Here is a 20470-nt window from a genome sequence, read left to right as displayed (position 1 = left end):
ACATCGGTGCGTTCCCCGCCGAAAATCAGCACACTTAGATGTTGTCGCACTCTATCTTCTGCCCCAGCGGTTCATCCGCACCCACGCCATAACATTTCTGTTACGCATCTCATTTCCGGTATGCTTAAAGGACCGAAGCACGGAGTATCACGTATGTCAGCGACATCGCTCGTGGTTGGGTACGACGAACTCGCCGCGTTGAAACTGCTCGCCCTCGACGGGGCGCTCGAAAGCGAGGTCAAAGTCTCGTGTGCCGACCTCGCCGACCGCCTCGACGCGTCCAATCAGACGGCATCGCGCCGTCTCCAGCGCTTGGACGATGCGGGTCTCATCACGCGCGAAATCGTCAGCAACGGGCAGTGGGTCGCCATCACCGACGACGGCGAGTGGGAACTGAAACGCGAGTACGAGGATTACCGCAGAATCTTCGAGGACCTCTCCGGCGTCGACCTCTCGGGAACCGTCACCGGCGGGATGGGCGAAGGGAAACACTACATCTCGCTGTCGGGCTACATGGAACAGTTCATCGACCGGCTGGGCTACGAACCGTATCCGGGAACGCTGAACGTCGAACTCTCCGCCGAAAGCGTCCGCGCTCGCTCGGCGATGGACGCGCTCGACCCCGTCTCCATCGACGCGTGGGAGGACGGCGACCGAACCTACGGTCCCGCCGTCTGCTATCCCGCCGCCATCGAAGCGACGGACGGCGAGTCGTACGAACCCGTTCACGTCATCGCTCCCGAACGAACCCATCACGACGAGGACCAGTTGGAACTCATCGCGGCGACGAAACTCCGCGACGAACTCGGTCTGGAAGACGGTGACCACGTTACGGTCCACATCGAGGAGAGACAATGAGCCAAACAACCGCCGCGGCGGTCGAAGCGGCAATCTCCGCGTTCCGTGAGGGTTCGCCCGTCCTCGTCCACGACGCGGCCGACCGCGAAGGCGAGACCGACCTCATCTATCCCGCCGGTGCGGTTACCCCGGATGCCGTTTCACGACTTCGAAACGATGCCGGTGGACTGGTCTGTGTCGCCCTCTCACACGACGTCGCCGAAACCTTCGACCTCGATTACATGGACGACATCATCGACCACCCCGCGAGCGAGGGCCACGAACTCGGCTACGATTCGCGCTCGTCGTTCTCGTTGACCGTGAACCACCGCGATACCTACACCGGTATCACGGACGACGACCGTTCATTGACGATTCGGGAACTCGCAAACGTGGCCGCGACCCCCGCCGAAATCGACTTCGCCTCCGAGTTCCGTGCACCGGGACACGTCCACTTGCTCAAGGCCGCCCCCGAACTACTCGCCGAGCGACAGGGCCACACCGAACTCGGTATCGCCCTCGCGGGCGCGGCCGACCGCGCCCCCGCCGTCGTCGTCTGTGAGATGTTGGACGACGAAACCGGCGGTGCACTGTCCCCCGCGGACGCACGCGCATACGCCGAGCGCCACGAGTTCCCCTACCTCGAAGGGTCGGAGATAATCGAATCGCTCGACTGACGCTTTTCACCCGTCTTCCCGGCGAGACGGTAAGACTCCCTTTTACTAACGAAATTTCCGCCCCGAATTGCGATAATATCGGAATAGGTATCTATATTATAAAAAATGTTCATATTTCTGGGGGTCAATATGCTACGTATGGACTTCAAAGCAAAAGCTATCGCATACGGAATCGTCGCAACCATCATCGTCGGCCTCCTCAGTGGTGCTGGCATCCCGTTCACGGACATGACGCTACCGGTCGTCGGTGCTGGCCTGACTGGCATCATCGGTGGACTGGTGGCAGGGTACGTCTCCGGAACGAAACTCGACGACGGCGCGCTCAACGGCGGCGTCGCAACTGCCGCGGGGGCCATCGTCGCGCTCGTCATTCTGACTATCGGCGGACTGCTCGCCGGTCCGGTCCCGGCGATGGGCCTGTTCGCCTTCGGCGTGCTGTTCGTCGTCGTCGCGGCAATCCCCGGCATCGTCGGCGGCGCGCTCGGCTCGTGGCTCAACGGTCGCTCGGAACGGCGCGCCGCGGCGCGGCCCGCCTGATACCACCGACCCATTTTCACACCCGACTCATTTTTGCCGGCGTAAACGGTTCGAGAACGCTTTTCTGATGCCTCGCTCCGGCGAGCACCATCGATTCACGGTTCCCATGGATTACTCTTAGATGAGTAATCCTACACAATCGTCCAAAGACAATCGCCAAAACTCATTACCGTGGCCTTCGTTGGGGCGGACGTATGAGCTTTGACGAAATGGACGTGGACACTATCTGGATGGACGGCGAATTCGTCGATTGGGACGATGCGAAAATCCACGTTCTCACGCACGGACTGCACTACGGAACGGGTGTCTTCGAAGGAGTCCGATGTTACGATACTGAAAAGGGACCTGCGATTTTCCGCTGGGAGGACCACCTCCAGCGTTTCTACGACTCGTGTAAACCCTACGACATGGAGATCGAGTACAGCCCGGAGGAGCTCACGGAGGCGACCCTCGAACTCATCGACCGCCAAGACCTCCGCTCCTGTTACGTCCGGCCCATCGCCTACTACGGCTACGACAGCCTCGGCGTCAGCCCCGGCGACTGCCCGACCGACGTCACCATCGCCGCGTGGCCGTGGGGCGCGTACCTCGGCGAGGACGCCCTCGAAAACGGCGTCGAAGTGATGGTTTCCTCGTGGCGCAAGCACGCCTCCAGCCAGATTCCGACGAACGCCAAGACGACCGGCCTGTACGTCAACAGCCTCCTCGCCGGTGAGGAAGCCCGACGCAACGGCTACGTCGAAGCCATCGTCCTGAACAAGGAAGGCAACGTCGCGGAAGGTCCCGGCGAGAACATCTTCATGGTCCGCGACGGTGAAATCTTCACCCCCGGTCTCTCCCAGAGCATCCTCGACGGCATCACCCGCAACAGCGTCATCACGATGGCCGAGGAGATGGGCTACACGGTCCACGACGACGCGACCATCAGTCGCGGCGAACTCAACACCGCCGACGAACTGTTCTTCACCGGCAGCGCGGCGGAAGTCACGCCCATCCGGCAGGTCGATAACGTCGAAATCGGCAACGGCAGTCGCGGTCCCGTGACCGAAGAACTCCAATCCGCCTTCTTCGACCTCGTGAACCGTCGCACCGACGACCACGACGAGTGGTTCACGTACGTCGGGGAGTAATCCGTTCCGCGAGCGTTCTCGATTCAGAGACTCGCAACCGTTCGAGAACAGGACATCGGTCGCGTTTTCGCTTCGGCTATTTCTCTCGACGACACGACAGCTTCCAACGCTTCGCGTGACCTTCGTATCGGTACGTCACTTTTTGAAGCTGAAATTCGAATCGCGTTCGGTTTCCCTCAGACTTCCGTCTCTCCAAGGGCGTCGTTTCGGATGGAGAGTCGGGGATGCCGTGACCTTCGACGTCCACTTCATCGACTCGAAACGCACCGCTTTCTACTTCCCCAAACCGCAGCAAGAAAATATTGGTGTTAGCTCGTGACGACGACTTCGCCTTCCGCCATCTCCGGTTCGCGGGCTTCCTTCTCGGCCCGCTCTTCTTCTTCCTTCTTGGCCTTGATCTTCTTCATTCGGAAGATCTCTTCTCGCTCCTGTTCTTCGAGTTTCTGCTCGATGTAGTCCTGGGCTTCGTGGAGTTCCGGGAGCAGTTTGAATTCGAGCGCGTTGACACGCCGCTTCGTCGTCTCGATTTCGGTCAGCATCTTCTTCATCGCGGTTTCGACTTCCGCGGCGAGGATGATGCTTTCGAGCAGTTCCTCGTAGGCGTCCGCGGTCTCGTCGATGCGCGCGCTCGTTCCGAGGACACCGTAGCCCCGCTCGTCGAGTGACTTTTTGACCTTCGAGGACTCGATTTGCGGGACGACGACGCCCATGATGTTCTTCGACTCGGTCGTGATTTCGGGGTGTTCCTGCAGCGCGGCGGCGGCACCGCGAACTGCGACGTCGCCCTCCATCGCGCGGGCCATGTTGATGGTCTGTTGTGCGCGCTGGTAATCCTCTTCCAGCCCGGAGCGTACGTCCTGTGCCTGGTCGAGGATGTCCATGAACTCCATGATGAGGCCGTCACGCTTCTTCTCCAGCGTGTCGTGGCCCCGTTCGGAGAGGTCGATGCGGTCCTCAATCGCCATGAGGTTCTTCCGAGTGGGTTTGACGTCCTTGGCCATGTTGGTTGATGCTAGAAACTCGAAGGGGATAATTCTTTACAGTCGAACGCTGCTCTGCGGGGACGGCTCGGGTACTGAGAACCGGAATACTCGCGTCGCTCGTGTCGATTACGCGCGTGAGAAACAAAAATCGAAGCGGAAATCGCGTTAGTCAGCCGTGACTTCTTCCGCCTGCTCTTCGGGGTAGTACTCCTCGATGAACTCCTCGTCGATACGGTTGAGTTCCTCTTTCGGCAGCATCGAGAGGAGGTCCCAGCCGATGGTGAGCGTCTCTTCGATGCTGCGGTTCGTGTCGAATCCCTGGTCGAGGAACTCGGTCTCGAACTGATCTGCGAAGTCGAGGTACTGGTTGTCCCGCTCGCTCAGCGCTTCACGACCGACGATGTTCACGAGGTCGCGCAGGTCCTCACCTTGCGCGTACGCCGCGTACATCTGGTCGGAGACGCCGGAGTGGTCGGCACGGGTGAGTCCCTCGCCGATACCGTCGTCCATCAGCCGCGAGAGGCTCGGAAGCGGGTTGATCGGCGGTTGGATACCCTGCGAATTCAGGTCGCGGTCGATGTAGATCTGTCCCTCGGTGATGTACCCGGTCAGGTCGGGAATCGGGTGCGTGTCGTCGTCACCCGGCATCGTGAGGATGGGAATCTGCGTGACGGACCCATCACGACCCTCGATACGACCCGCGCGCTCGTACAGTTGCGCAAGGTCAGTGTACATGTATCCGGGGTAGCCACGGCGACCCGGCACCTCTTCACGCGCGGCACCGATTTCGCGCAGCGCCTCGCAGTAGTTCGTCATGTCCGTCAGGATGACCAGCACGTGGTAATCCTTCTCGAACGCGAGGTACTCCGCCGTCGTCAGCGCGAGACGCGGGGTGACCGTCCGCTCGACCGCGGGGTCGTCCGCGAGGTTCATGAAGACCACGGAGCGCTCCAGTGCACCGGTGCGCTCGAAGTCCTCCATGAACTCGTTCGCCTCTTCTGCCGTGATGCCCATCGCGCCGAACACCACTGCGAACTCGCTCTCTTCGCCTTCTTCCTCGTCTTCGAGCACGCTCGCCTGTCGCGCAATCTGGAGCGCGAGGTCGTTGTGCGGAAGCCCGGACGCGGAGAAGATGGGCAGTTTCTGTCCACGAACCAGCGTGTTCATGCCGTCGATGGCGGACACACCGGTCTGGATGAACTCTTCGGGGTACTCGCGTGCGTAGGGGTTGATCGCCGCGCCGATGATGTCGTCACGTCGGTCCGGAACGATTTCCGGTCCGCCGTCGATGGGCTGTCCCGACCCGTCGAGCACGCGCCCGAGCAGGTCTTCGGTGACGGGCATCTTCATCGTCTCTCCGAGGAATCGAACCGAGGACTCTCGGTTGATTCCTTCCGTTCCCTCGAACACCTGAATCGAGACGAGGCCGTCGCTCGATTCGAGTACCTGTCCGCGCAGCGTCTCGCCGTCCGGCGTCTCGATTTCGACGATTTCGTCGTATCCGATCGGCTCGTCGACTTCGGCGAACACCAGCGGACCGCTGATTTCCGTAATGGTCTGGTATTCTTTCATTAGTACTTCTCCCTGAGCTCGTCTTTGATCTCTTCTTCGATTTCGCCGATGAAGTCGTCCCAGTCCTCGGCCGTTCCCATGCGGTTCAGGCGCGGGGCGGCGTCGATGGCCGTGATTTCGTCCACCGGAACGCCGGCTTCGAGTGCGTTGAACGCCTCGTCGTTGAACGTCTGGATGGCTTCGAGCATCCGGTAGGTCTTCTTCGGCTCACAGAACATGTCCACGTCGTGGAACGCGTTCTGCTGGAGCCACCCTTCGCGGAGGTAGCGCGCGACTTCGAGCGTCAACTGCTGGTCTTCCGGCAGCGCGTCCTTACCGACGAGCTGAACGATTTCCTGCAGTTCGCCCTCCTCGTCGAGCACGTCAGTCGCCCACTGGCGCTTCTCCGGGAAGTCGGGTTCGACGTTCTGTTCGTACCACGGGTCGAGCTGGTCCTTGTACAGCGAGTAGGACTCGTCCCAGTTGATGGCCGGGAAGTGCCGCCGTTCCGCGAGGTCGGCGTCCAGCGCCCAGAACGTCTTCACGATACGCAGGGTGTTCTGCGTGACCGGCTCGGAGAAGTCGCCGCCCGGGGGCGACACTGCACCGATGACCGACACCGAACCCTCCGTGCCGTTGATGTTCTCGAACTTACCTGCGCGCTCGTAGAACTCCGCGAGACGGGCGGCGAGGTACGCCGGGTACCCTTCCTCGCCGGGCATCTCCTCGAGACGCGAGGAAATCTCACGCATCGCCTCCGCCCACCGCGAGGTGGAGTCGGCCATGAGCGCGACGTCGTATCCCATGTCGCGGTAGTACTCCGCGATGGTGATTCCCGTGTAAATGCACGACTCACGTGCTGCCACGGGCATGTTCGACGTGTTCGCGATGAGGCACGTCCGCGACATGAGCGGTTTGCCCGTTCGCGGGTCCTCGAGTTCCGGGAAGTCCTCGATAACTTCCGTCATCTCGTTGCCACGCTCACCACAGCCGACGTAGACGACGATGTCCGCGTCGGCCCACTTGGCGAGCGAGTGCTGGGTCACGGTCTTTCCGGAGCCGAACGGTCCCGGAATCGCGGCCGTCCCACCCTTTGCGATGGGGAACAGGCCGTCGAGGATACGCTGGCCGGACACGAGCGGCGTCCGGGGCGTCTGTTTGTCGACGGAGGGCCGTGCTTCACGGACCGGCCACTCCTGTTGCATTGCGACCTCTTCGCCGTTGTCGAGTTCGACGACGGTTTCGGTCACGTCGTAGTTGCCCTCCTTCGTGGCAACCACTTCGCCGCCCTCGTAGTCCGGCGGCACCATCACTTTGTGTTCGATGCTCTCGGTTTCGGGAACGGTCCCGACGACGTCGCCGGGTTCCACCACGTCGCCTTCGCTGACGGTCGGGGTGAACTCCCACGTCTTCCCCTGGTCGATACCGGGAGCGTCGACACCACGGTCGAGGAACGCGCCCATCTTGTCTTCGAGCACGTCGAGCGGGCGCTGCACACCGTCGTAGATGGAGTACAGCATTCCCGGTCCGAGGTCGACCGACAGCGGTTCGCCCGTGTTCTCGACGGGTTCACCGGGGGCGACGTTCGAGGTTTCCTCGTACACCTGAATGGTGGTTTGGTTTCCTTCGATTTCGATGACCTCTCCCATCAGCCCTTCTTCACCGACGTACACAACGTCGTTCATCCGGGCGCCGAGGTCCGTGGCGGTAACGACAGGTCCGCTCACGCTCTGAATGACGCCGTCCTCACGAACGACGTCGCTGTCTGTTGCCTGGCTCATTCGTTATCACCTTGTTCGTCTTCGTCCATAAGGTCGATACCGATTGCGCGCTTGATTTTGTCGCGGAGTCCGCCGCTTCCCGCGCCACCACCCAGCGTCACAAGGGTGGGTTCCACACTCGTCTCGACGTCGTTTCGGACGTTCCGCGAGAGGTGCGTGAGGTCGTCGTCGTGCATCACGATGATGCCCACGTCGTCGTCTTCCAGCGTCCGAGAAACAGCGTCGTCCAAGTTCGCATCCTTTTCGTCGTCCGGAACGTTCGCAAACTTCCGGACGCCTGCGAGTCTGAATCCGGTCGTAAAGTCCGGACTTCCGATGACGGCGATTTCTTGGCTCATAGTACCACCAGTTCCTCTTCGATTCGGTCTTCGGACAGTCCCGCTTCGCGTCCACGCGCGATGGCACGGATGTTATCGACTTCGCGCTGTTTGGCGAGAACGTAAGCGAGCACCGGACACACGGATAACGGGTACACGTGTGAAAGGTGGTCGGAGTATTCGAGTAGCGCGATATCCAATGCGTGCTCGAATCCGATGAGGCTGTCGGCTCGCTCAAGCTCGTCCAGCGCTTCGTCAAGTTCGTCACCGTAGGTGCTGTCCCGGACCTTCGCGATCAGGTCGTCGGCATTGCCGACGAGTTGGCTCAACTCGTTCGCGCTGAATATGCGACCCCCTGAGATGTAGTACTCCGAAGGGTCGATGTCCGCACCGCTTCGACTGATTCGAAGCACGTTGCGGATGTTTCGGAAGTCAATCTCCGCCTGTAGGAACTCGATGTACAATCGGTTCGCACGGTTTGCCGTCTTCGACAGTCCGTCCATCAGCCTGTCGTAATAGGCTAGATCGACCGCGTTTTCCAACGGAATCAACAGTCCAGTCGATTCGTAATCCTCGTACGCGGCTTCGAGATGCTCACCGAAAATCGTCCCGTCCAGCATCTCGACGACATCCTCGATGGTGTTCGCTTCGGCCAACCGGTTGAGGAACGCCTCCTCGAACTCTCCGGCGTGAATCAAGTCGTCGCGCACGGACTGCCTGTCGGTATCCGCGTAAATTCCCCGAAGCACCGTCTTGATGTTCCACGAATCGAACTTCCGAAGGTACCGGGCGATGAGGCCGTACAGCTTTCCGTCGGCCCAATCCAACAGGTCGTTGAAGTGCTTCGCGAGGTTGCGGTTCAGCGCGTACTCTACGAGATCGACCCCGTCGTAGCGCGCACCGAGTGCGTTCACCTCGGACTCGTATTCGGTCTCCTCCATGTAGCGGGCGATTTCGCCCGGACCCATTCGCAGGAGCTTCCGATAGTCCTCCTCGTCGAACAGGGCGGCTTTGCGCGCCCTGACTCGCGCGGTGACGTACTCGTAATTCGATGTTCCTTCGGTCGTGTTCATTGCTCGAACAACCGCGAACTGATCTGTTGGAGGTTGTCCTCCCACACGTCTTCCAGAATCGAGTCGAACGTGTTGTTCACGCGAACGCGGGAAGCTTCGCTCTCGGCGACGATGCCGCCGAGACAGTCGTACTCACCCGCGTACTCGAAGTCGTCGTAATCCGCGACGATATCGGTGAGGAGATCCTCGTCGTCGGGTCGTCCGTAGATTCGAACGGTGTTCCCCGATTCGTACTCCTCCGCGGCCGCGTCGAGCAGGGAGCGCGTCAGTTCTTCGCGCTCGTCGCCACCGAGGGTGGCGATGCTCTCTTCAGCGTCGGCGCGCACTTCCTGTAGCACGTCGCGGCGGGCTTCGAGCCGTTTCTGCTTGGCTTCGAGTTTCGCGCTGGAGAGTTTCTGCTCTCGTTCTCGCTCGATTCGGTTTGCAACCTCCTGTTCTTTCTCCGCGAGTATCTCCTCGGCTTCCGACTCCGCCTCGTCGACAATCTCGTTCGCGCGGGTTTCGCCTTCCGTGCGAATCTCTTCCGCGCGCTCGCGGGCCTCGTTTCTAATATCCTCAACTACCGTTTCCAAGCTCATTGATGAAGAGGGAAGGGGTGTGTTTAGACGAACACGACGACGAGTGCCAGAATCACGAGCGTCTCCGGCAGAACCGTCAGGATGAGACCCGTACCGAACAGGTCCTGGTCTTCCGTGACGGCACCGACTGCGGCGGCACCGATACCCCGCTCCGCGTATCCCGCACCGAGTGCGGCGAGACCGACTGCGAGGGCGGAGGCTGCGTCTGCCGGGATTGCGGGCGAAGAGGCCGCCTGAGCGGCATTTTCCTGCAGGAGCGGTGCAACTGTGCTGACGAATGCGAATATAGCTTCGAACATTGATTTGATCCTCTTGTAGGCTCTCTATAGCCGAACAAGTCGTAGTTCGAGTCACTGGATTCTTAAAACTTCCCAAAGCGTTTTGCCCGATTCGCTTGTATCGAGGGCTGTACCCGCTAAATCATGGTACCATATGCCAGTGTCCAGGGCGAAAAGAGGCCAGTCTGGTCGTGAAAGAAGAAAAACGACGGACGGAAACCGTTAGTCCTGCGTCGTGTACGATCGGTCGTAGCCGAACGGTTCGTACTTTTCGCCGCCGCCCTCGTAGAACTTGCCGAAGAACTCCACGTACTCGAGACGCACCGCCTGCAGTCCGGCGCTCGTAATACCGAGTGCCAGCACTAGAAGGTGTCCAAGGAGCAGAACGACCAGTCCACCGATGATTCCCGCGACGCCGGAGTGAACGAGTCCGGGGAACATGATGGCTGTGACTTCGTGGCCGTGAGCCATGTCACCGAGATGCGGCATGTGACCGAGCCCGAAGTGCCACGCTTCTAGCGTCTCTCCGCCGTGATGCTCTTCCGTCACGTACACGCCGAAGAACAGCATGTTAACCACGAACGCCATCGCGGCCTTCGCGAGCAGCACTGCCGCAAGACGGGTGTACGAGAGGACGTTCACGAGCACGTTGAGGAACTCGACCGCCTCGATGGGTTCGCCCACGACGAGCAGGACGAGTCCGAGGAAGAATATCCCCAGCCACAGTGAGAAGGGGAATCCGAGTACTGGTATCGTGAACAAGTTGAATGCTGGGAAACCGGTGAACCCGAACGGGAATGGGTTCCCGTTGAAGACGCTCTCGGCGCCGTAGAGAAGGCCGGGAGCGCTTCCACCTGCACCCGAGAAAATCCACGCCCAGAGGCCGAACATCATCATGATCCACGACCCGCTCTCGGTCACGGCGTCCGTGAAGCTGTGTTCCAAGTTCTCAACGAAGTCGAAGCCCCATCCGATGGTGAGGTGGGCGATACCGGCCAGCAGGCTCAGCACGAGCCAACCAACGGCGAACTCGCCTTCGACGGGCTGGAGCCCCTTGTGGAGCGGCGGCCCGTTGCTGTAGATGGTCTCTCCGAGGATGTGTAACCCGAAGACTTCACCGTACAGAACACCAAACAGCATCGTGAACGCGCCCGCCCAGATGGCGATTCCGCCGAGGCTCTTGACGGCCTCGTTGTCGAACTTGGTGTAGATGAAGTACCCGATGAGCGTGTATAGCGTCCCGTAACCGAAGTCCCCGATCATGAACCCGAAGAACAGCGGGAACGTGAGGAACAGGATGACCGTCGGGTCGAACTCGAAGTACTTCGGCCGGTTGATGGTCTGGACCAGCACTTCGAACGGTTTGACCGCGCCGGGGTTCTTCTGGACGACCGGCGGGTTTTCTCCCTCCGTGACGTGGCCGCCGTCCGTGGCGATGCCCGTCTCTTCAGCCTTTTCGAGCGGCGCGTGGTGGCCGCCCTTTTCCTCGTAGGACGCCCGTTCGAGCTCGTCCACTTCGACGTGCTCGCCGACGGCGCTGTCGAGGTTGCTCTTCAGTTCCGCGTACTTTTCCGTCGGAATCCAGCCTTCCGCGACGAAGGCGTTCTCCGTCGTCGCAAACTGGAGCGGCGCTTCCGCCTTCTGGACCTCGATGGCGAGTTTCTCCTCGGCCGCGAGGAGGAATCCCGCGGCGTCGAGCTTCACGTCGTTCAGCTCGTTTTCGACGCCGTTGAGCTTCGATTCGAGCTTCTGCTTGTCGTGTTTGAGCTCCGCGACGTACTCCTCGGGGCTGCCGGACGCGTCGGGGATTTCGAGCGACGCGAAATCGGCGCCGACGAGCGCATCGTCGAGCGCGTCGTCGTCCGCTTCACCCGTCGGATACACGAAGACGGCGACCGTTTGCCCTTGCGTGAACAGTTCGTACTCCTGAACGGCCCCGGAATCCGCGAGCGCGCGCTCGATTTCGTCCGCGTTTCCTTCGCCGACCGCGACCTGTAGATGGTCGTAGCCGGATAGCAGGTCGAGGTCGATACCGAGCGTGGCGAACGGCTCCATCGAGTCGATTCGGTCCTCGACGCTTCGAAGCTTCTCGCCGAGTTCGTTTCGGCGGTCGTCGAGTTCGTTTACCTGCGCTCGGATGTCCTCCAGTTCGTCTTCCAGCGCTTCGCCGGTGACGATTCGCTGCGGTCCGGCGTCCTCCGCGTCCACACCGAGAATGCTCTCGATGGAACGGACGGTGACGAGTTTATCGGATGCTTCGTCCGCACCGCTGACCGGGTTCCCGGGGTCGAACCCGTCCCACGACCCGTCGTAGTTCGACAGGTGGACGAGGTTCAACTCGTGGATGGTCTCGATGACGTCGGACATGACGGTGCGCGAGCCGGTCACCGAGATTTTGCTCATCTGTTCAGGTCTGAGCATGCACCGCCTCCCTGAACCTGTCGAGGACGAACTCTATCGCGTCATCGACGTTTTCCTCGGCGCGCGTTTCGAGTGTTTCGCGCTCCTCCTCGCCCTCCGCGAGGAGCTTTTTGCGCTTGGATTCGATGTCGTCCCGTGCGTTTTCGAGTTTTCTCTGCTCCAGTTCTTCGGCCTCTTCGTGGGCTTCCGAGCGGATCTCCTCCGCTTTCGTGCGCGCCTCGGAAATCCGCTCTTCGCGGGCTTCCTTAGCGTCCGCAACGATGTCGTCAGCCTCCGTTTCGGCCTCCTTTATTCGTTCGAGAACCTCTGGCCTCGGCATATACTGTAATCACGCGGAAGGTTGCGCGAGTGGCTATAAACTACTTGCGGAACCATCTCGACCCCTCCACGGGCGAAAATGGTGGGGATTCATCATCGCTCGGTCCCAACCGCCGGATAATGGGTATCCTCGAAGACAAACGTCGAGCACGAATCTTCTACAAGTACCTCTCGAAGGTGTACGACCAAGTGAATCCGTTCATCTGGGACGAGGAGATGCGTGACGAGGCCCTGTCGATGCTCGACATCGACGAGGATGATACGGTGCTCGATGTCGGCTGTGGCACCGGGTTCGGAACCGAAGGACTGCTCCAACACACCGAGAACGTGCACGGTCTCGACCAGAGCGTCCATCAACTCGAAAAGGCGTGGGAAAAACTCGGCAAATACGACCCCGTGAGCTTCTATCGCGGCGACGCCGAACGGTTGCCGTTCACAGACGACTCCTTCGATATCGTCTGGTCGTCCGGGTCCATCGAGTACTGGCCCGAACCCGTCGAAACTCTCCGAGACATCCGTCGCGTCACGAAACCCGGTGGGGAGGTCTTGGTCGTCGGTCCGAACTACCCCGGAACGAGCATCATGCAGAAAGTCGCGGACACCATCATGCTCTTTTACGACCGCGAGGAGGCGGACCGGATGTTCCGAGAGGCGGGATACGAGGACATCCGCCACCGGGAGATGGGACCGACGTACGACCCCGATATCGCCATCACGACCGTCGCGCGCGTGCCAGAGAAATAAAACCCCGAGAACGGCGCGGAAATAATAGGCACGACGGTACGAAAACGGGGAACCCCGATGTCACCGCACGGTCGTTTCGATTTCGGCGATCAGCGTCTCGTTCTCCACGATTCGAACGTCTATCTCGTCCCCCGATTCGAGCAGCGGCGCGTTCGTTCCAGCCAGTTCGAGACTTGCGACCTCCCCGGCGCTCCACGTCGAATCCGCCGCGCTGTTGAACGGTCCCGTCGGCCCCGCCCGAAATCCGTCCGCCGAAAAAAACGGGACCGGTGGCTGCTCCTTCAATGGCTCGCCGTTCACGCTAATCTCGATATCGAGTTCATCGACGTCGAGTGATTCTCCCGCGCGATGCGTGAACGTCACTCGATTCGTCGTCGCACTGGCGGACACTCCGATGGCGGCGTGCTCCGGTGCCTCCAGCGACAGTGAATGTACCGCAACAGCTCCGATTGTTCCTGCTACAACGAGCGTAACGACGAGAAGGAGGACGGTTGCGACGACGGGTGAGAGCGCGCGATTCGACACGCCGAGGAGTGGTTCGGTGTTGGTATTTCAACCTTGGCCCTACCCGGCGATGTCTTGCGGCGGCCCGTTCGTCGCGTTCGTTCGGGTAACACCGTACGGGGTTACTGTTACGTTTACCCTCTCGGAGCCGTGTCTCGCCGAGACGGTGAACGTCCGCCGCGGGGAAACCGTTAACAGAATTCCGTCTGAATCGGTCTCTCCGACCTCGTTTTCCCCGATTTCGATAGTGGACTGAACCGGGTCACCGTTCGCGTCGGTCAGGTTTATCCGCAGTGGTCCGCCCGGATACGTTCGATTGACGGCGAGGTGGAGATCGGTGCTGTTGTTCCGTATGGCCGTGCCGTAGGGTGTGTGGTTGTCTCCGGTGAGGAGCTTGTACTGTATCTCTCGATAGATTTTCTCCGTCCCGCTGTCGAGATACGCCGTGATGACGCCCTGTGGATAGACCATCTTGGTTTCCGACACGCCTTTCTTGTACTGTATGTTCGAAGACGTTCCGGGATTCTTCTCTTTTACCCACGGATAGCTGTTCACTGTGATATTGGTCTTCTCCCGCCCCGTGAGGTAACTATCCAAACTGCTGTTTCGGTAATCGGATCGATACGCTTCTCGAACGTATTTGTTGCCGAGTACGGTCGACAACACGGTTCCATCGCTCGTCGTCGCTACGTAGACGTACTTCGAACCGGTTCCACTGCGAACGCTCTCGACCACGTTGTTGCGAACCTCTCCACGGAGGGGTATCAAATCCGCTCGAAGTTCGTACTCGTGTGGCGCGAATTGGATGACGCTTTTCCCCTTCGTTTTCATGTGATCGATCGCGCGGTTTACATCGTCCGCCCTGCTATCGAGCATGGCAAGCCGTTCAACATATTCGCGTACTCCAATCTCCTGATTGTTGAACTGCTTGCTCGCGCTCCGTTCTTTGTTTTTTAGCGACGATAGTTCCAATTCGAGATCGGTTCTAAACCGAGTAAGGAGCTGATATCTCTCCTCATCGTCGTCCGCATTCGATAGTTTCTCGTCGAGCGTGTACATCTTCTGCTGCGACTGAACCTTGTTCCTGTCCATTTCGAGCGTGGTGCTGAGGCTCAGTGATGAGGTGTACGTCTCGCTCCGTTCCGGCGTTCCGAGGCTCAGGTGGGAGGATGTCTCGTTGAACCCCGGCGGTTTCGCGGGATTGTTCGCACTCGGCTGCGTCGAAGATGCGGGTTGCGAGCCGACTCCGAACGCAGCGGCAGGCGAACAGAAGAGGAGGAGGGCTACTAGCAGGATAGAGGACACCCGGCTCATATCGTTGATTACGTAACTACTCATTAAAATACGTACGGGATTCCGCGTTATTCGATGACCGGACGAAATCGCGCGAGACCTTTTAAATCGTCCCCTGACCTTTTATCGCATAGATGGAAAGTATTTTCTTGTCTGCTTAACCACAGTGGGATATGCGGTCACATTTCGCCCTCCTCGTGGTCCTCCTTTCCCTTTTAGCCTCGGGAACCGCCCTTGCGGCGGGTGATGTGCAGACTCATCCGGCTGCTACCGATTTCGTAGTGGGAGACCGCAGTGCGGTCAACGAAACGCCGACGAACGGGACGACGATACAGATTACGCCACGGGCCAATGGCGACGCTCACTGGAACGTTTCGATGGATTTCTCGCTTCACGACGAAAACGAAACGGAGGCGTTCAAGCGCTTGGGGCGTGATTTCAAGCAAGGCGACAGCAGTGTCGGCTTTTCGGCGGAAACGTTCCGAGAAATCGCAAAACGCGAGCAGGCCGAAACCGGTCGCGAGATGAAAATACGGAGCGTCAACCGCGATTACACCGTGAGCAACGAAACCGGTATGCTGACTCTCTCGTTCATCTGGACGAATTTCACCCGTGTGAACGGCGATAAAATCTATCTTGGGGACGCGTTCTTGCTCGACGACGGGGAGTCCACGTGGTTCCGTTCGCTGTCCGCGAACCAAAATCTCTTCATTCACTCCCCCGACGAGTACGAGATTCAAAACTCGAATTTCGGTCACAACAACGGGACGATTACCCTCAGTGGCCCGATGACGATTCGTTCCCCGACCGGCGGTGGTCGCTTTATTCGAGTGACGTACGCCGAAGATTCCCGCCCGGTCGAGCAATCGACTCCACTATTGGCGTATATCGCCGGATTCGTGATCCTCGTGGGAATCGTCGGTGCTGGCGTCTACGCGTTCACCCAACGAGATAGGGACGGACCGGGAACCGATTCCGAACACACGGACGAGGAACCCATCCCATCGACGACACCTGACACCGACCCCGAACCGGAAGACGACGAACCGAACCTCGAACTCCTCTCCGACGAGGAGCGCGTCGAGCATCTACTGAAACGGAACGGCGGTCGGATGAAACAGGCGACCATCGTCAAGGAGACGAACTGGTCGAACGCGAAGGTGTCCCAACTCCTCTCGGCGATGAGCGATTCCGACCGAATCGACAAACTCCGTATCGGTCGGGAGAACCTCATCACGCTTCCCGGCGAGGACGTGACCGACTTCGACGACGAGTAAGCGCTCGAACGCCGGAATTGGTAAGATTCTCGATTAGTACGGCACGTGCATTGTCGAGCGTTTCGAAAACGTTTACCCGCTACCCGGAAAGGAATTGATTATGAAGGTCCTTGTAACGGTAAAAGAAGTCGCCGAACTCGCGGATGACTTCGAAGTGGACGGGACCGAGGTAGACGACCGCTACCTCGAATATGACCTGAACGAGTGGGACGACTACGCCGTCGAGGAAGGCGTCCAGATGAACGAAGCGGGCGTCGCCGACGAAGTGGTGACCGTCACCATCGGCCCGGAACGCGCCGAGGAGACGATTCGGATGGCGCTCGCCAAGGGCGCTGACCGCTCGATTCGCGTGTGGGACGAGGCGCTCGAAGACCCCGACCTGCTCGACGTGGAGACGAAAACCAAAATCCTCTCCGCCGTCGTCGCGGAGGAGGACCCGGACCTCGTGCTGACCGGTGTGCAAGCCGGAGATGACGCGTTCGGTGCGACCGGTGTTGCACTCGCGGACGAGATCGACTTCGAGTGGGGTGCGGTCGTCAACGCGCTCGACATGGACGCCGATGAAGGCGTCGCGCACGTCCACCGCGAACTCGAGGGTGGCGTCGAGGAGTTGACGGACATCGAACTCCCCGCCGTGCTGACCATCCAGACGGGTATCAACGAACCGCGATACGCCAGTCTGCGCGGCATCCGACAGGCACAGTCGAAGGAAATCGCGCCCAAGACGCTCGACGACCTCGGCCTCGACGCCGACGCCGTTGAGAGCGACCTGAAACTGACGGACATGTACGAACCCGAGAGCGAGAGCGACGCGGAAATATTCGAAGGTGACGCCGGGGAGACGGCCGGGAAACTTGCTGACGTTCTCCGCGAGAAGGGGGTCGTCCAATGAGCGACGTCCTCGCGGTCACGGAACACCGCCGCGGCGAACTCCGCGACGAGAGCTTCGAAGTCATCTCCGCCGGGCGCGAACTCGCCGACGACGCGGGCGGCGACCTGCACCTCGCCGTCATCAGCGGCGACGTCGATTCTTACGCCGACACGCTGAACCGCGACGGTGTGGACACGATTCACACCGTCGAATACGGCGAGGAGTTCAACCACGACGTGTACGCGCAGGCCATCGAGGCGCTGTTCGCCGACCTCGAACCGACGTTCGTCCTCATGCCCAACAGCGTGAACGGACTCGACTACGCGCCCGCGGTCGCCAACAGCCTCGACCTGCCGCTCGTAACCGACGTCATCGGCTTCGAGTACGATGGCGGGCTCACGGCGACGCGCGAGATGTACGGGTCGAAAGTCGAGACCACGGTCGAAGTCGAAGGGGACCAGTTCGCCCTCACGACCCGTGGCGCGGAGTGGCCGGAAGCGGAGGGCGTCGGTGAAGCCGACGTGTCCGCGTTCGACTTCGACCCCGACGAGGATGCCATTCGCTCGACGGTCACCGGTTTCGAGGAAGTCGGCGCTGGCGACGTGGACATCAGCGAGGCCGAGTTCCTCGTCAGCATCGGTCGCGGTATCGAGGAGGAGGACAACCTCCCGCTCATCGAGGACCTCGTGGAAGCGACCGGCGCGACGCTCTCGTCGTCGCGTCCCATCGTGGACAACGGCTGGCTCCCGAAGAACCGACAGGTCGGCCAGTCCGGTTCGCAGGTGACACCGACGGTGTACCTCGCTATCGGTATCTCCGGTGCGGTTCAGCACGTCGCCGGGATGAAGGGGTCGGACACCATCATCGCCATCAACAACGACCCGAACGCGCCCATCTTCGACATCGCCGACTATGGTATCGTGGGCGACCTGTTCGACGTGGTGCCGGAACTCATCGAGCAGTTCGAATAACGACCGTTTTCTTTTCCGCTTCGGAGTCCGGTGTATGACCGACGAGCGAGAGCGTTCGAACGCGTCTCACGCGAACCGACGTTTCTGTCGGTTCGGGCGGTGATGACAGCGGACTGAACCCGTCACGTATTTGCGTCCGCCGTCCTGAAGCACAGACGAATGGAGTACCTGATGGCCCGCAGGACGCTCGTCGAAGACCGGTTGGAGGAGGTCGTCGAGCGGGTCGAACCACGCGAACTGTCGGAGCAGTTGGCCCACACGGCACTCTCGGGTGGCAAACGGGTTCGGCCGACCGTCGCCATGCTGGCCTGTGAGGCCGCGGGTGGCGATGCCGAGAACGCCGTCGATTTCGGCGTCGGTATCGAATTGGTTCACGACGCGTCGCTCGTCGTGGACGACATCATCGACCGGTCGGACGTGCGGCGCGGGACGGAGAGCGCGTGGGCTGAGTACGGTTACGGCCGGGCCATCATCGCCAGCGACGGGATGCTCGGCGAGGCGTTCGAACTGTTTTCCTCGGACCCCCGCGCGATGGAAGTCGTCGCGGAGTCGATGATTGAACTCGGGATGGGCGAGGCGTCTGAACTCGTCGCCACGCCGTCGAACCAGTCCGAGTACATGGAACTCGCCCGCCGGAAGACGGGCGCGCTGTTTCGTGCCGCCGCCGAACTCGGTGCCATCGCGGCCGACGCCGACCCGGAAACTATCGACGCCTTCGGCGAGTACGCCGAGCGCGTCGGCATCGCCTTCCAGATCCGGGACGACGTGCTCGACGCCACGGCGGACCCAGACGACCTCGGCAAACCCACAGGTCAAGACGAAGAAATCGGCCGCCCCTCCATCGTCCAAGTGACCGACCTCAGCGCGGAGGAGGCCAACGAACTCGCGCACAAACAGTCCGACGCGGCGCTGGCCGCCCTCGATAGAGTTGACGCACCCGATTCCGCCGCGCTGGACTACTTGCGCGACTTCGCCGAGTTCGTCGTCACGCGCGAACACTGAACCGAAGCAGCCGAAAGCCGAAGCTGATTTTCTCCCGTTTCTCGCATTTTCTCACCCGCTTTCAGGACGCGCGATTCGGACAGGTCGCGCGGATGGCGCGACCTGTCCGTATGCCCGGGGAGGAATGGGGACCCCGAGGGCGGTTCGCGCAATCCGCGCGAACCGCCCGAATGCGGTACGGTCATTTTCCCTAGCAACTGTCGTCGTGTCCATCGCTGTTGTCACCGCGGTCGTCGCTGTTGTCGTCGTGGTCGTCACTGCTGTCACCGCGGTCGTCGCTGTTGTCGTCGTATTCGCCGCTGTTATCGCCGTTTTCACTGTTTCCACACGTACTGCCGATACGGTATCGTCCGCGTTTCCCCTTCGTTGACGACACCCTTATCCGAACTCACCGAATAGAAATCCAACAAGCGTGGCTATCACGGACAAAATCTACGTCAAAAACCATCGGCAGATTTCCTCGCAACTGGAGACGAACATCCCGAAAGGGGCGTTCAAGGGCGCGACCCTCGACATCCTGTTTCAGGGTGACGGTCTCCAGAAACTCGACGAGGCGACGCGGGACCGCGTGCTCGACTTCGCCGAGGACTTTCTGGATTGTGACTGCCAGAGCAACCCCTACTGTGGCTGCCCGGAGCGGAAGTTCATGCGTTACCTCCTCGAACTCCGGGAGGGCGGCCTCGGCCCCGACGCCATCGTGGACGTGATGACCGACGACTATCTGGTGTACGCCTATCCGGGCGACATCCTCTCCTTTTTGGACGACTCGGTTCGGACGCTCGAAGCCGTCGAGGAACTCGCCCGCGTCGAGGGCGACGACTCGATGGAATCACGGTCGCGGCAGAAGAAACACTCGCTGTCGGGCTGAGTTCGGAACCCAACTACCCCAATCGGAACGGTTCGTCGCTCTCCAGTTCGTCGTCCAACTCCTCCAGTTGGATGACTTCCTCGTCTTCCTCGTCGCCGACCTTCGTCTGGAGGTGGCGGACGTACTCCTTGTGTTCCTGTAGCTGTTCGCGGAGGTGTTCGGCTTCCAGTTCGAGGCGCTCGTGTTCGCGGACGAAGCTCTTCGGGACCTCGACTTTCGGCGGGAACGAACTCTCGTCGCTTTCCTCCCCGATCTGATTTTCCGGAACGACTTTGACTTTCCCGTCATGGGCGACCAGCAGATCCACGTAGTCACGGAACACTGCCGACAGCGAAATGTCGCGCTTTTCGGCGATCTCCCGCAGGGTTTCGAACGCGTCCTCGTTCACCCGGAAGGAAATCGTCTTGTTTTTGTTGCCCATCCTAGCGTATATTAGCACCGTGGCGCTACTTAAGGTTT

Annotated in this window: 23 protein-coding genes; 10 read left to right on the top strand and 13 right to left on the bottom strand. The window is 60.4% G+C overall.

Features of this window, described 5'->3' with window-relative positions; genetic code table 11:
- Positions 1-153 precede the first annotated feature (153 nt).
- From B208_RS0110520 to B208_RS0110505, 4 genes are all read left to right on the top strand, one after another.
- Entirely contained in the window at positions 154-858 is a 705-nt protein-coding gene (locus B208_RS0110520) for a DUF120 domain-containing protein (RefSeq protein WP_007976076.1), read from the top strand.
- A complete protein-coding gene (gene ribB / locus B208_RS0110515; protein WP_007976077.1) occupies positions 855-1514 on the top strand; it encodes a 3,4-dihydroxy-2-butanone-4-phosphate synthase in 660 nt (219 codons plus the stop codon). The genes B208_RS0110520 and ribB overlap by 4 nt, the downstream gene beginning before the upstream one ends.
- A gap of 138 nt (positions 1515-1652) precedes the next feature.
- Positions 1653-2051, top strand: coding sequence for a DUF5518 domain-containing protein (locus B208_RS0110510; protein WP_007976079.1), 399 nt, complete (start codon positions 1653-1655; stop codon positions 2049-2051).
- A gap of 194 nt (positions 2052-2245) precedes the next feature.
- Positions 2246-3181 carry a branched-chain amino acid transaminase gene (locus B208_RS0110505; protein ID WP_007976081.1) on the top strand — a complete coding sequence of 312 codons (936 nt, stop codon included), beginning with the start codon at positions 2246-2248 and terminating at the stop codon, positions 3179-3181.
- A gap of 308 nt (positions 3182-3489) precedes the next feature.
- On the opposite strand, the gene B208_RS0110495 is transcribed toward B208_RS0110505, so the two are convergent.
- The 9 genes from B208_RS0110495 to ahaH all read right to left on the bottom strand — a co-directional run bounded on the left by B208_RS0110495 (position 3490) and on the right by ahaH (position 12482).
- Positions 3490-4182: a V-type ATP synthase subunit D gene (locus B208_RS0110495; protein ID WP_007976084.1), complete on the bottom strand. Its 693-nt coding sequence runs from the start codon at positions 4180-4182 to the stop codon at positions 3490-3492.
- Positions 4183-4329: 147 nt separating this feature from the next.
- Positions 4330-5736: an ATP synthase subunit B gene (locus B208_RS0110490; protein ID WP_007976085.1), complete on the bottom strand. Its 1407-nt coding sequence runs from the start codon at positions 5734-5736 to the stop codon at positions 4330-4332.
- On the bottom strand, positions 5736-7496 hold the full coding sequence (locus B208_RS0110485) for an ATP synthase subunit A (RefSeq protein ID WP_007976086.1): 1761 nt from the start codon (positions 7494-7496) through the stop codon (positions 5736-5738). The genes B208_RS0110490 and B208_RS0110485 overlap by 1 nt, the downstream gene beginning before the upstream one ends.
- Entirely contained in the window at positions 7493-7834 is a 342-nt protein-coding gene (locus tag B208_RS0110480; protein ID WP_007976087.1) for a V-type ATP synthase subunit F, read from the bottom strand. The genes B208_RS0110485 and B208_RS0110480 overlap by 4 nt, the downstream gene beginning before the upstream one ends.
- A complete protein-coding gene (locus tag B208_RS0110475; RefSeq protein WP_007976088.1) occupies positions 7831-8886 on the bottom strand; it encodes a V-type ATP synthase subunit C in 1056 nt (351 codons plus the stop codon). Before B208_RS0110475 ends, B208_RS0110480 begins: the two co-directional genes overlap by 4 nt.
- The gene (locus tag B208_RS0110470) at positions 8883-9464 is read right to left on the bottom strand and encodes a V-type ATP synthase subunit E (protein ID WP_007976089.1); all 582 of its coding nucleotides are present in this window, start codon (positions 9462-9464) and stop codon (positions 8883-8885) included. Before B208_RS0110470 ends, B208_RS0110475 begins: the two co-directional genes overlap by 4 nt.
- A 23-nt stretch (positions 9465-9487) precedes the next feature.
- Entirely contained in the window at positions 9488-9763 is a 276-nt protein-coding gene (locus B208_RS0110465) for a F0F1 ATP synthase subunit C (RefSeq protein WP_007976090.1), read from the bottom strand.
- A 201-nt stretch (positions 9764-9964) separates the two neighbouring features.
- On the bottom strand, positions 9965-12163 hold the full coding sequence (locus tag B208_RS0110460; protein ID WP_007976092.1) for a V-type ATP synthase subunit I: 2199 nt from the start codon (positions 12161-12163) through the stop codon (positions 9965-9967).
- The gene (gene ahaH / locus B208_RS0110455) at positions 12150-12482 is read right to left on the bottom strand and encodes an ATP synthase archaeal subunit H (protein ID WP_007976093.1); all 333 of its coding nucleotides are present in this window, start codon (positions 12480-12482) and stop codon (positions 12150-12152) included. Before ahaH ends, B208_RS0110460 begins: the two co-directional genes overlap by 14 nt.
- 119 nt (positions 12483-12601) lie before the next feature.
- Between ahaH and B208_RS0110450 the strand changes: the two genes are divergently transcribed.
- On the top strand, positions 12602-13225 hold the full coding sequence (locus B208_RS0110450; RefSeq protein ID WP_007976095.1) for a methyltransferase domain-containing protein: 624 nt from the start codon (positions 12602-12604) through the stop codon (positions 13223-13225).
- A 60-nt stretch (positions 13226-13285) separates the two neighbouring features.
- On the opposite strand, the gene B208_RS0110445 is transcribed toward B208_RS0110450, so the two are convergent.
- A complete protein-coding gene (locus B208_RS0110445; protein WP_007976097.1) occupies positions 13286-13750 on the bottom strand; it encodes a type IV pilin in 465 nt (154 codons plus the stop codon).
- Between the two features lie 39 nt (positions 13751-13789).
- Positions 13790-15043: a DUF7096 domain-containing protein gene (locus tag B208_RS25195; RefSeq protein ID WP_455550047.1), complete on the bottom strand. Its 1254-nt coding sequence runs from the start codon at positions 15041-15043 to the stop codon at positions 13790-13792.
- A 152-nt stretch (positions 15044-15195) separates the two neighbouring features.
- Between B208_RS25195 and B208_RS0110435 the strand changes: the two genes are divergently transcribed.
- From B208_RS0110435 to B208_RS0110420, 4 genes are all read left to right on the top strand, one after another.
- A complete protein-coding gene (locus B208_RS0110435) occupies positions 15196-16299 on the top strand; it encodes a helix-turn-helix transcriptional regulator (protein WP_232423771.1) in 1104 nt (367 codons plus the stop codon).
- Positions 16300-16399: 100 nt separating this feature from the next.
- Complete coding sequence (locus B208_RS0110430) at positions 16400-17191, top strand: electron transfer flavoprotein subunit beta/FixA family protein (protein ID WP_007976106.1); 792 nt, start codon at positions 16400-16402, stop codon at positions 17189-17191.
- Positions 17188-18141 (top strand): electron transfer flavoprotein subunit alpha/FixB family protein, encoded by a 954-nt coding sequence (locus B208_RS0110425; RefSeq protein WP_007976108.1) that lies wholly within the window; start codon positions 17188-17190, stop codon positions 18139-18141. The genes B208_RS0110430 and B208_RS0110425 overlap by 4 nt, the downstream gene beginning before the upstream one ends.
- 159 nt (positions 18142-18300) lie before the next feature.
- Complete coding sequence (locus B208_RS0110420; RefSeq protein ID WP_018128857.1) at positions 18301-19143, top strand: polyprenyl synthetase family protein; 843 nt, start codon at positions 18301-18303, stop codon at positions 19141-19143.
- 190 nt (positions 19144-19333) lie between these two features.
- On the opposite strand, the gene B208_RS0110415 is transcribed toward B208_RS0110420, so the two are convergent.
- Positions 19334-19519, bottom strand: coding sequence for a hypothetical protein (locus B208_RS0110415; protein ID WP_007976112.1), 186 nt, complete (start codon positions 19517-19519; stop codon positions 19334-19336).
- A 36-nt stretch (positions 19520-19555) separates the two neighbouring features.
- Here B208_RS0110415 and B208_RS0110410 point away from each other — a divergent pair, with 36 nt between their 5' ends.
- The gene (locus B208_RS0110410; protein ID WP_007976114.1) at positions 19556-20011 is read left to right on the top strand and encodes a DUF5814 domain-containing protein; all 456 of its coding nucleotides are present in this window, start codon (positions 19556-19558) and stop codon (positions 20009-20011) included.
- Positions 20012-20024: 13 nt separating this feature from the next.
- On the opposite strand, the gene B208_RS0110405 is transcribed toward B208_RS0110410, so the two are convergent.
- Positions 20025-20432, bottom strand: coding sequence for a ribbon-helix-helix protein, CopG family (locus B208_RS0110405; RefSeq protein WP_007976117.1), 408 nt, complete (start codon positions 20430-20432; stop codon positions 20025-20027).
- Positions 20433-20470: the final 38 nt, after the last annotated feature.

It is taken from the genome of Haladaptatus paucihalophilus DX253 (genome assembly GCF_000376445.1).
Lineage (GTDB): Archaea > Halobacteriota > Halobacteria > Halobacteriales > Haladaptataceae > Haladaptatus > Haladaptatus paucihalophilus.
The sequence above is the reverse complement of the archived record's forward strand: the minus strand, read 5'-3'. Positions and strand labels throughout refer to the sequence as shown.

What these genes read in the sequence shown, in the direction of transcription:
- B208_RS0110520 (WP_007976076.1), top strand. Translation starts at nt 154, where the DNA reads ATGTCAGCGACATCGCTCGTGGTTGGGTACGACGAACTCGCCGCGTTG.
- ribB (WP_007976077.1), top strand. Translation starts at nt 855, where the DNA reads ATGAGCCAAACAACCGCCGCGGCGGTCGAAGCGGCAATCTCCGCGTTC.
- B208_RS0110510 (WP_007976079.1), top strand. Translation starts at nt 1,653, where the DNA reads ATGGACTTCAAAGCAAAAGCTATCGCATACGGAATCGTCGCAACCATC.
- B208_RS0110505 (WP_007976081.1), top strand. Translation starts at nt 2,246, where the DNA reads ATGAGCTTTGACGAAATGGACGTGGACACTATCTGGATGGACGGCGAA.
- B208_RS0110495 (WP_007976084.1), bottom strand. Translation starts at nt 4,182, where the DNA reads ATGGCCAAGGACGTCAAACCCACTCGGAAGAACCTCATGGCGATTGAG.
- B208_RS0110490 (WP_007976085.1), bottom strand. Translation starts at nt 5,736, where the DNA reads ATGAAAGAATACCAGACCATTACGGAAATCAGCGGTCCGCTGGTGTTC.
- B208_RS0110485 (WP_007976086.1), bottom strand. Translation starts at nt 7,496, where the DNA reads ATGAGCCAGGCAACAGACAGCGACGTCGTTCGTGAGGACGGCGTCATT.
- B208_RS0110480 (WP_007976087.1), bottom strand. Translation starts at nt 7,834, where the DNA reads ATGAGCCAAGAAATCGCCGTCATCGGAAGTCCGGACTTTACGACCGGA.
- B208_RS0110475 (WP_007976088.1), bottom strand. Translation starts at nt 8,886, where the DNA reads ATGAACACGACCGAAGGAACATCGAATTACGAGTACGTCACCGCGCGA.
- B208_RS0110470 (WP_007976089.1), bottom strand. Translation starts at nt 9,464, where the DNA reads ATGAGCTTGGAAACGGTAGTTGAGGATATTAGAAACGAGGCCCGCGAG.
- B208_RS0110465 (WP_007976090.1), bottom strand. Translation starts at nt 9,763, where the DNA reads ATGTTCGAAGCTATATTCGCATTCGTCAGCACAGTTGCACCGCTCCTG.
- B208_RS0110460 (WP_007976092.1), bottom strand. Translation starts at nt 12,163, where the DNA reads ATGCTCAGACCTGAACAGATGAGCAAAATCTCGGTGACCGGCTCGCGC.
- ahaH (WP_007976093.1), bottom strand. Translation starts at nt 12,482, where the DNA reads ATGCCGAGGCCAGAGGTTCTCGAACGAATAAAGGAGGCCGAAACGGAG.
- B208_RS0110450 (WP_007976095.1), top strand. Translation starts at nt 12,602, where the DNA reads ATGGGTATCCTCGAAGACAAACGTCGAGCACGAATCTTCTACAAGTAC.
- B208_RS25195 (WP_455550047.1), bottom strand. Translation starts at nt 15,043, where the DNA reads ATGAGCCGGGTGTCCTCTATCCTGCTAGTAGCCCTCCTCCTCTTCTGT.
- B208_RS0110435 (WP_232423771.1), top strand. Translation starts at nt 15,196, where the DNA reads ATGCGGTCACATTTCGCCCTCCTCGTGGTCCTCCTTTCCCTTTTAGCC.
- B208_RS0110430 (WP_007976106.1), top strand. Translation starts at nt 16,400, where the DNA reads ATGAAGGTCCTTGTAACGGTAAAAGAAGTCGCCGAACTCGCGGATGAC.
- B208_RS0110425 (WP_007976108.1), top strand. Translation starts at nt 17,188, where the DNA reads ATGAGCGACGTCCTCGCGGTCACGGAACACCGCCGCGGCGAACTCCGC.
- B208_RS0110420 (WP_018128857.1), top strand. Translation starts at nt 18,301, where the DNA reads ATGGAGTACCTGATGGCCCGCAGGACGCTCGTCGAAGACCGGTTGGAG.
- B208_RS0110405 (WP_007976117.1), bottom strand. Translation starts at nt 20,432, where the DNA reads ATGGGCAACAAAAACAAGACGATTTCCTTCCGGGTGAACGAGGACGCG.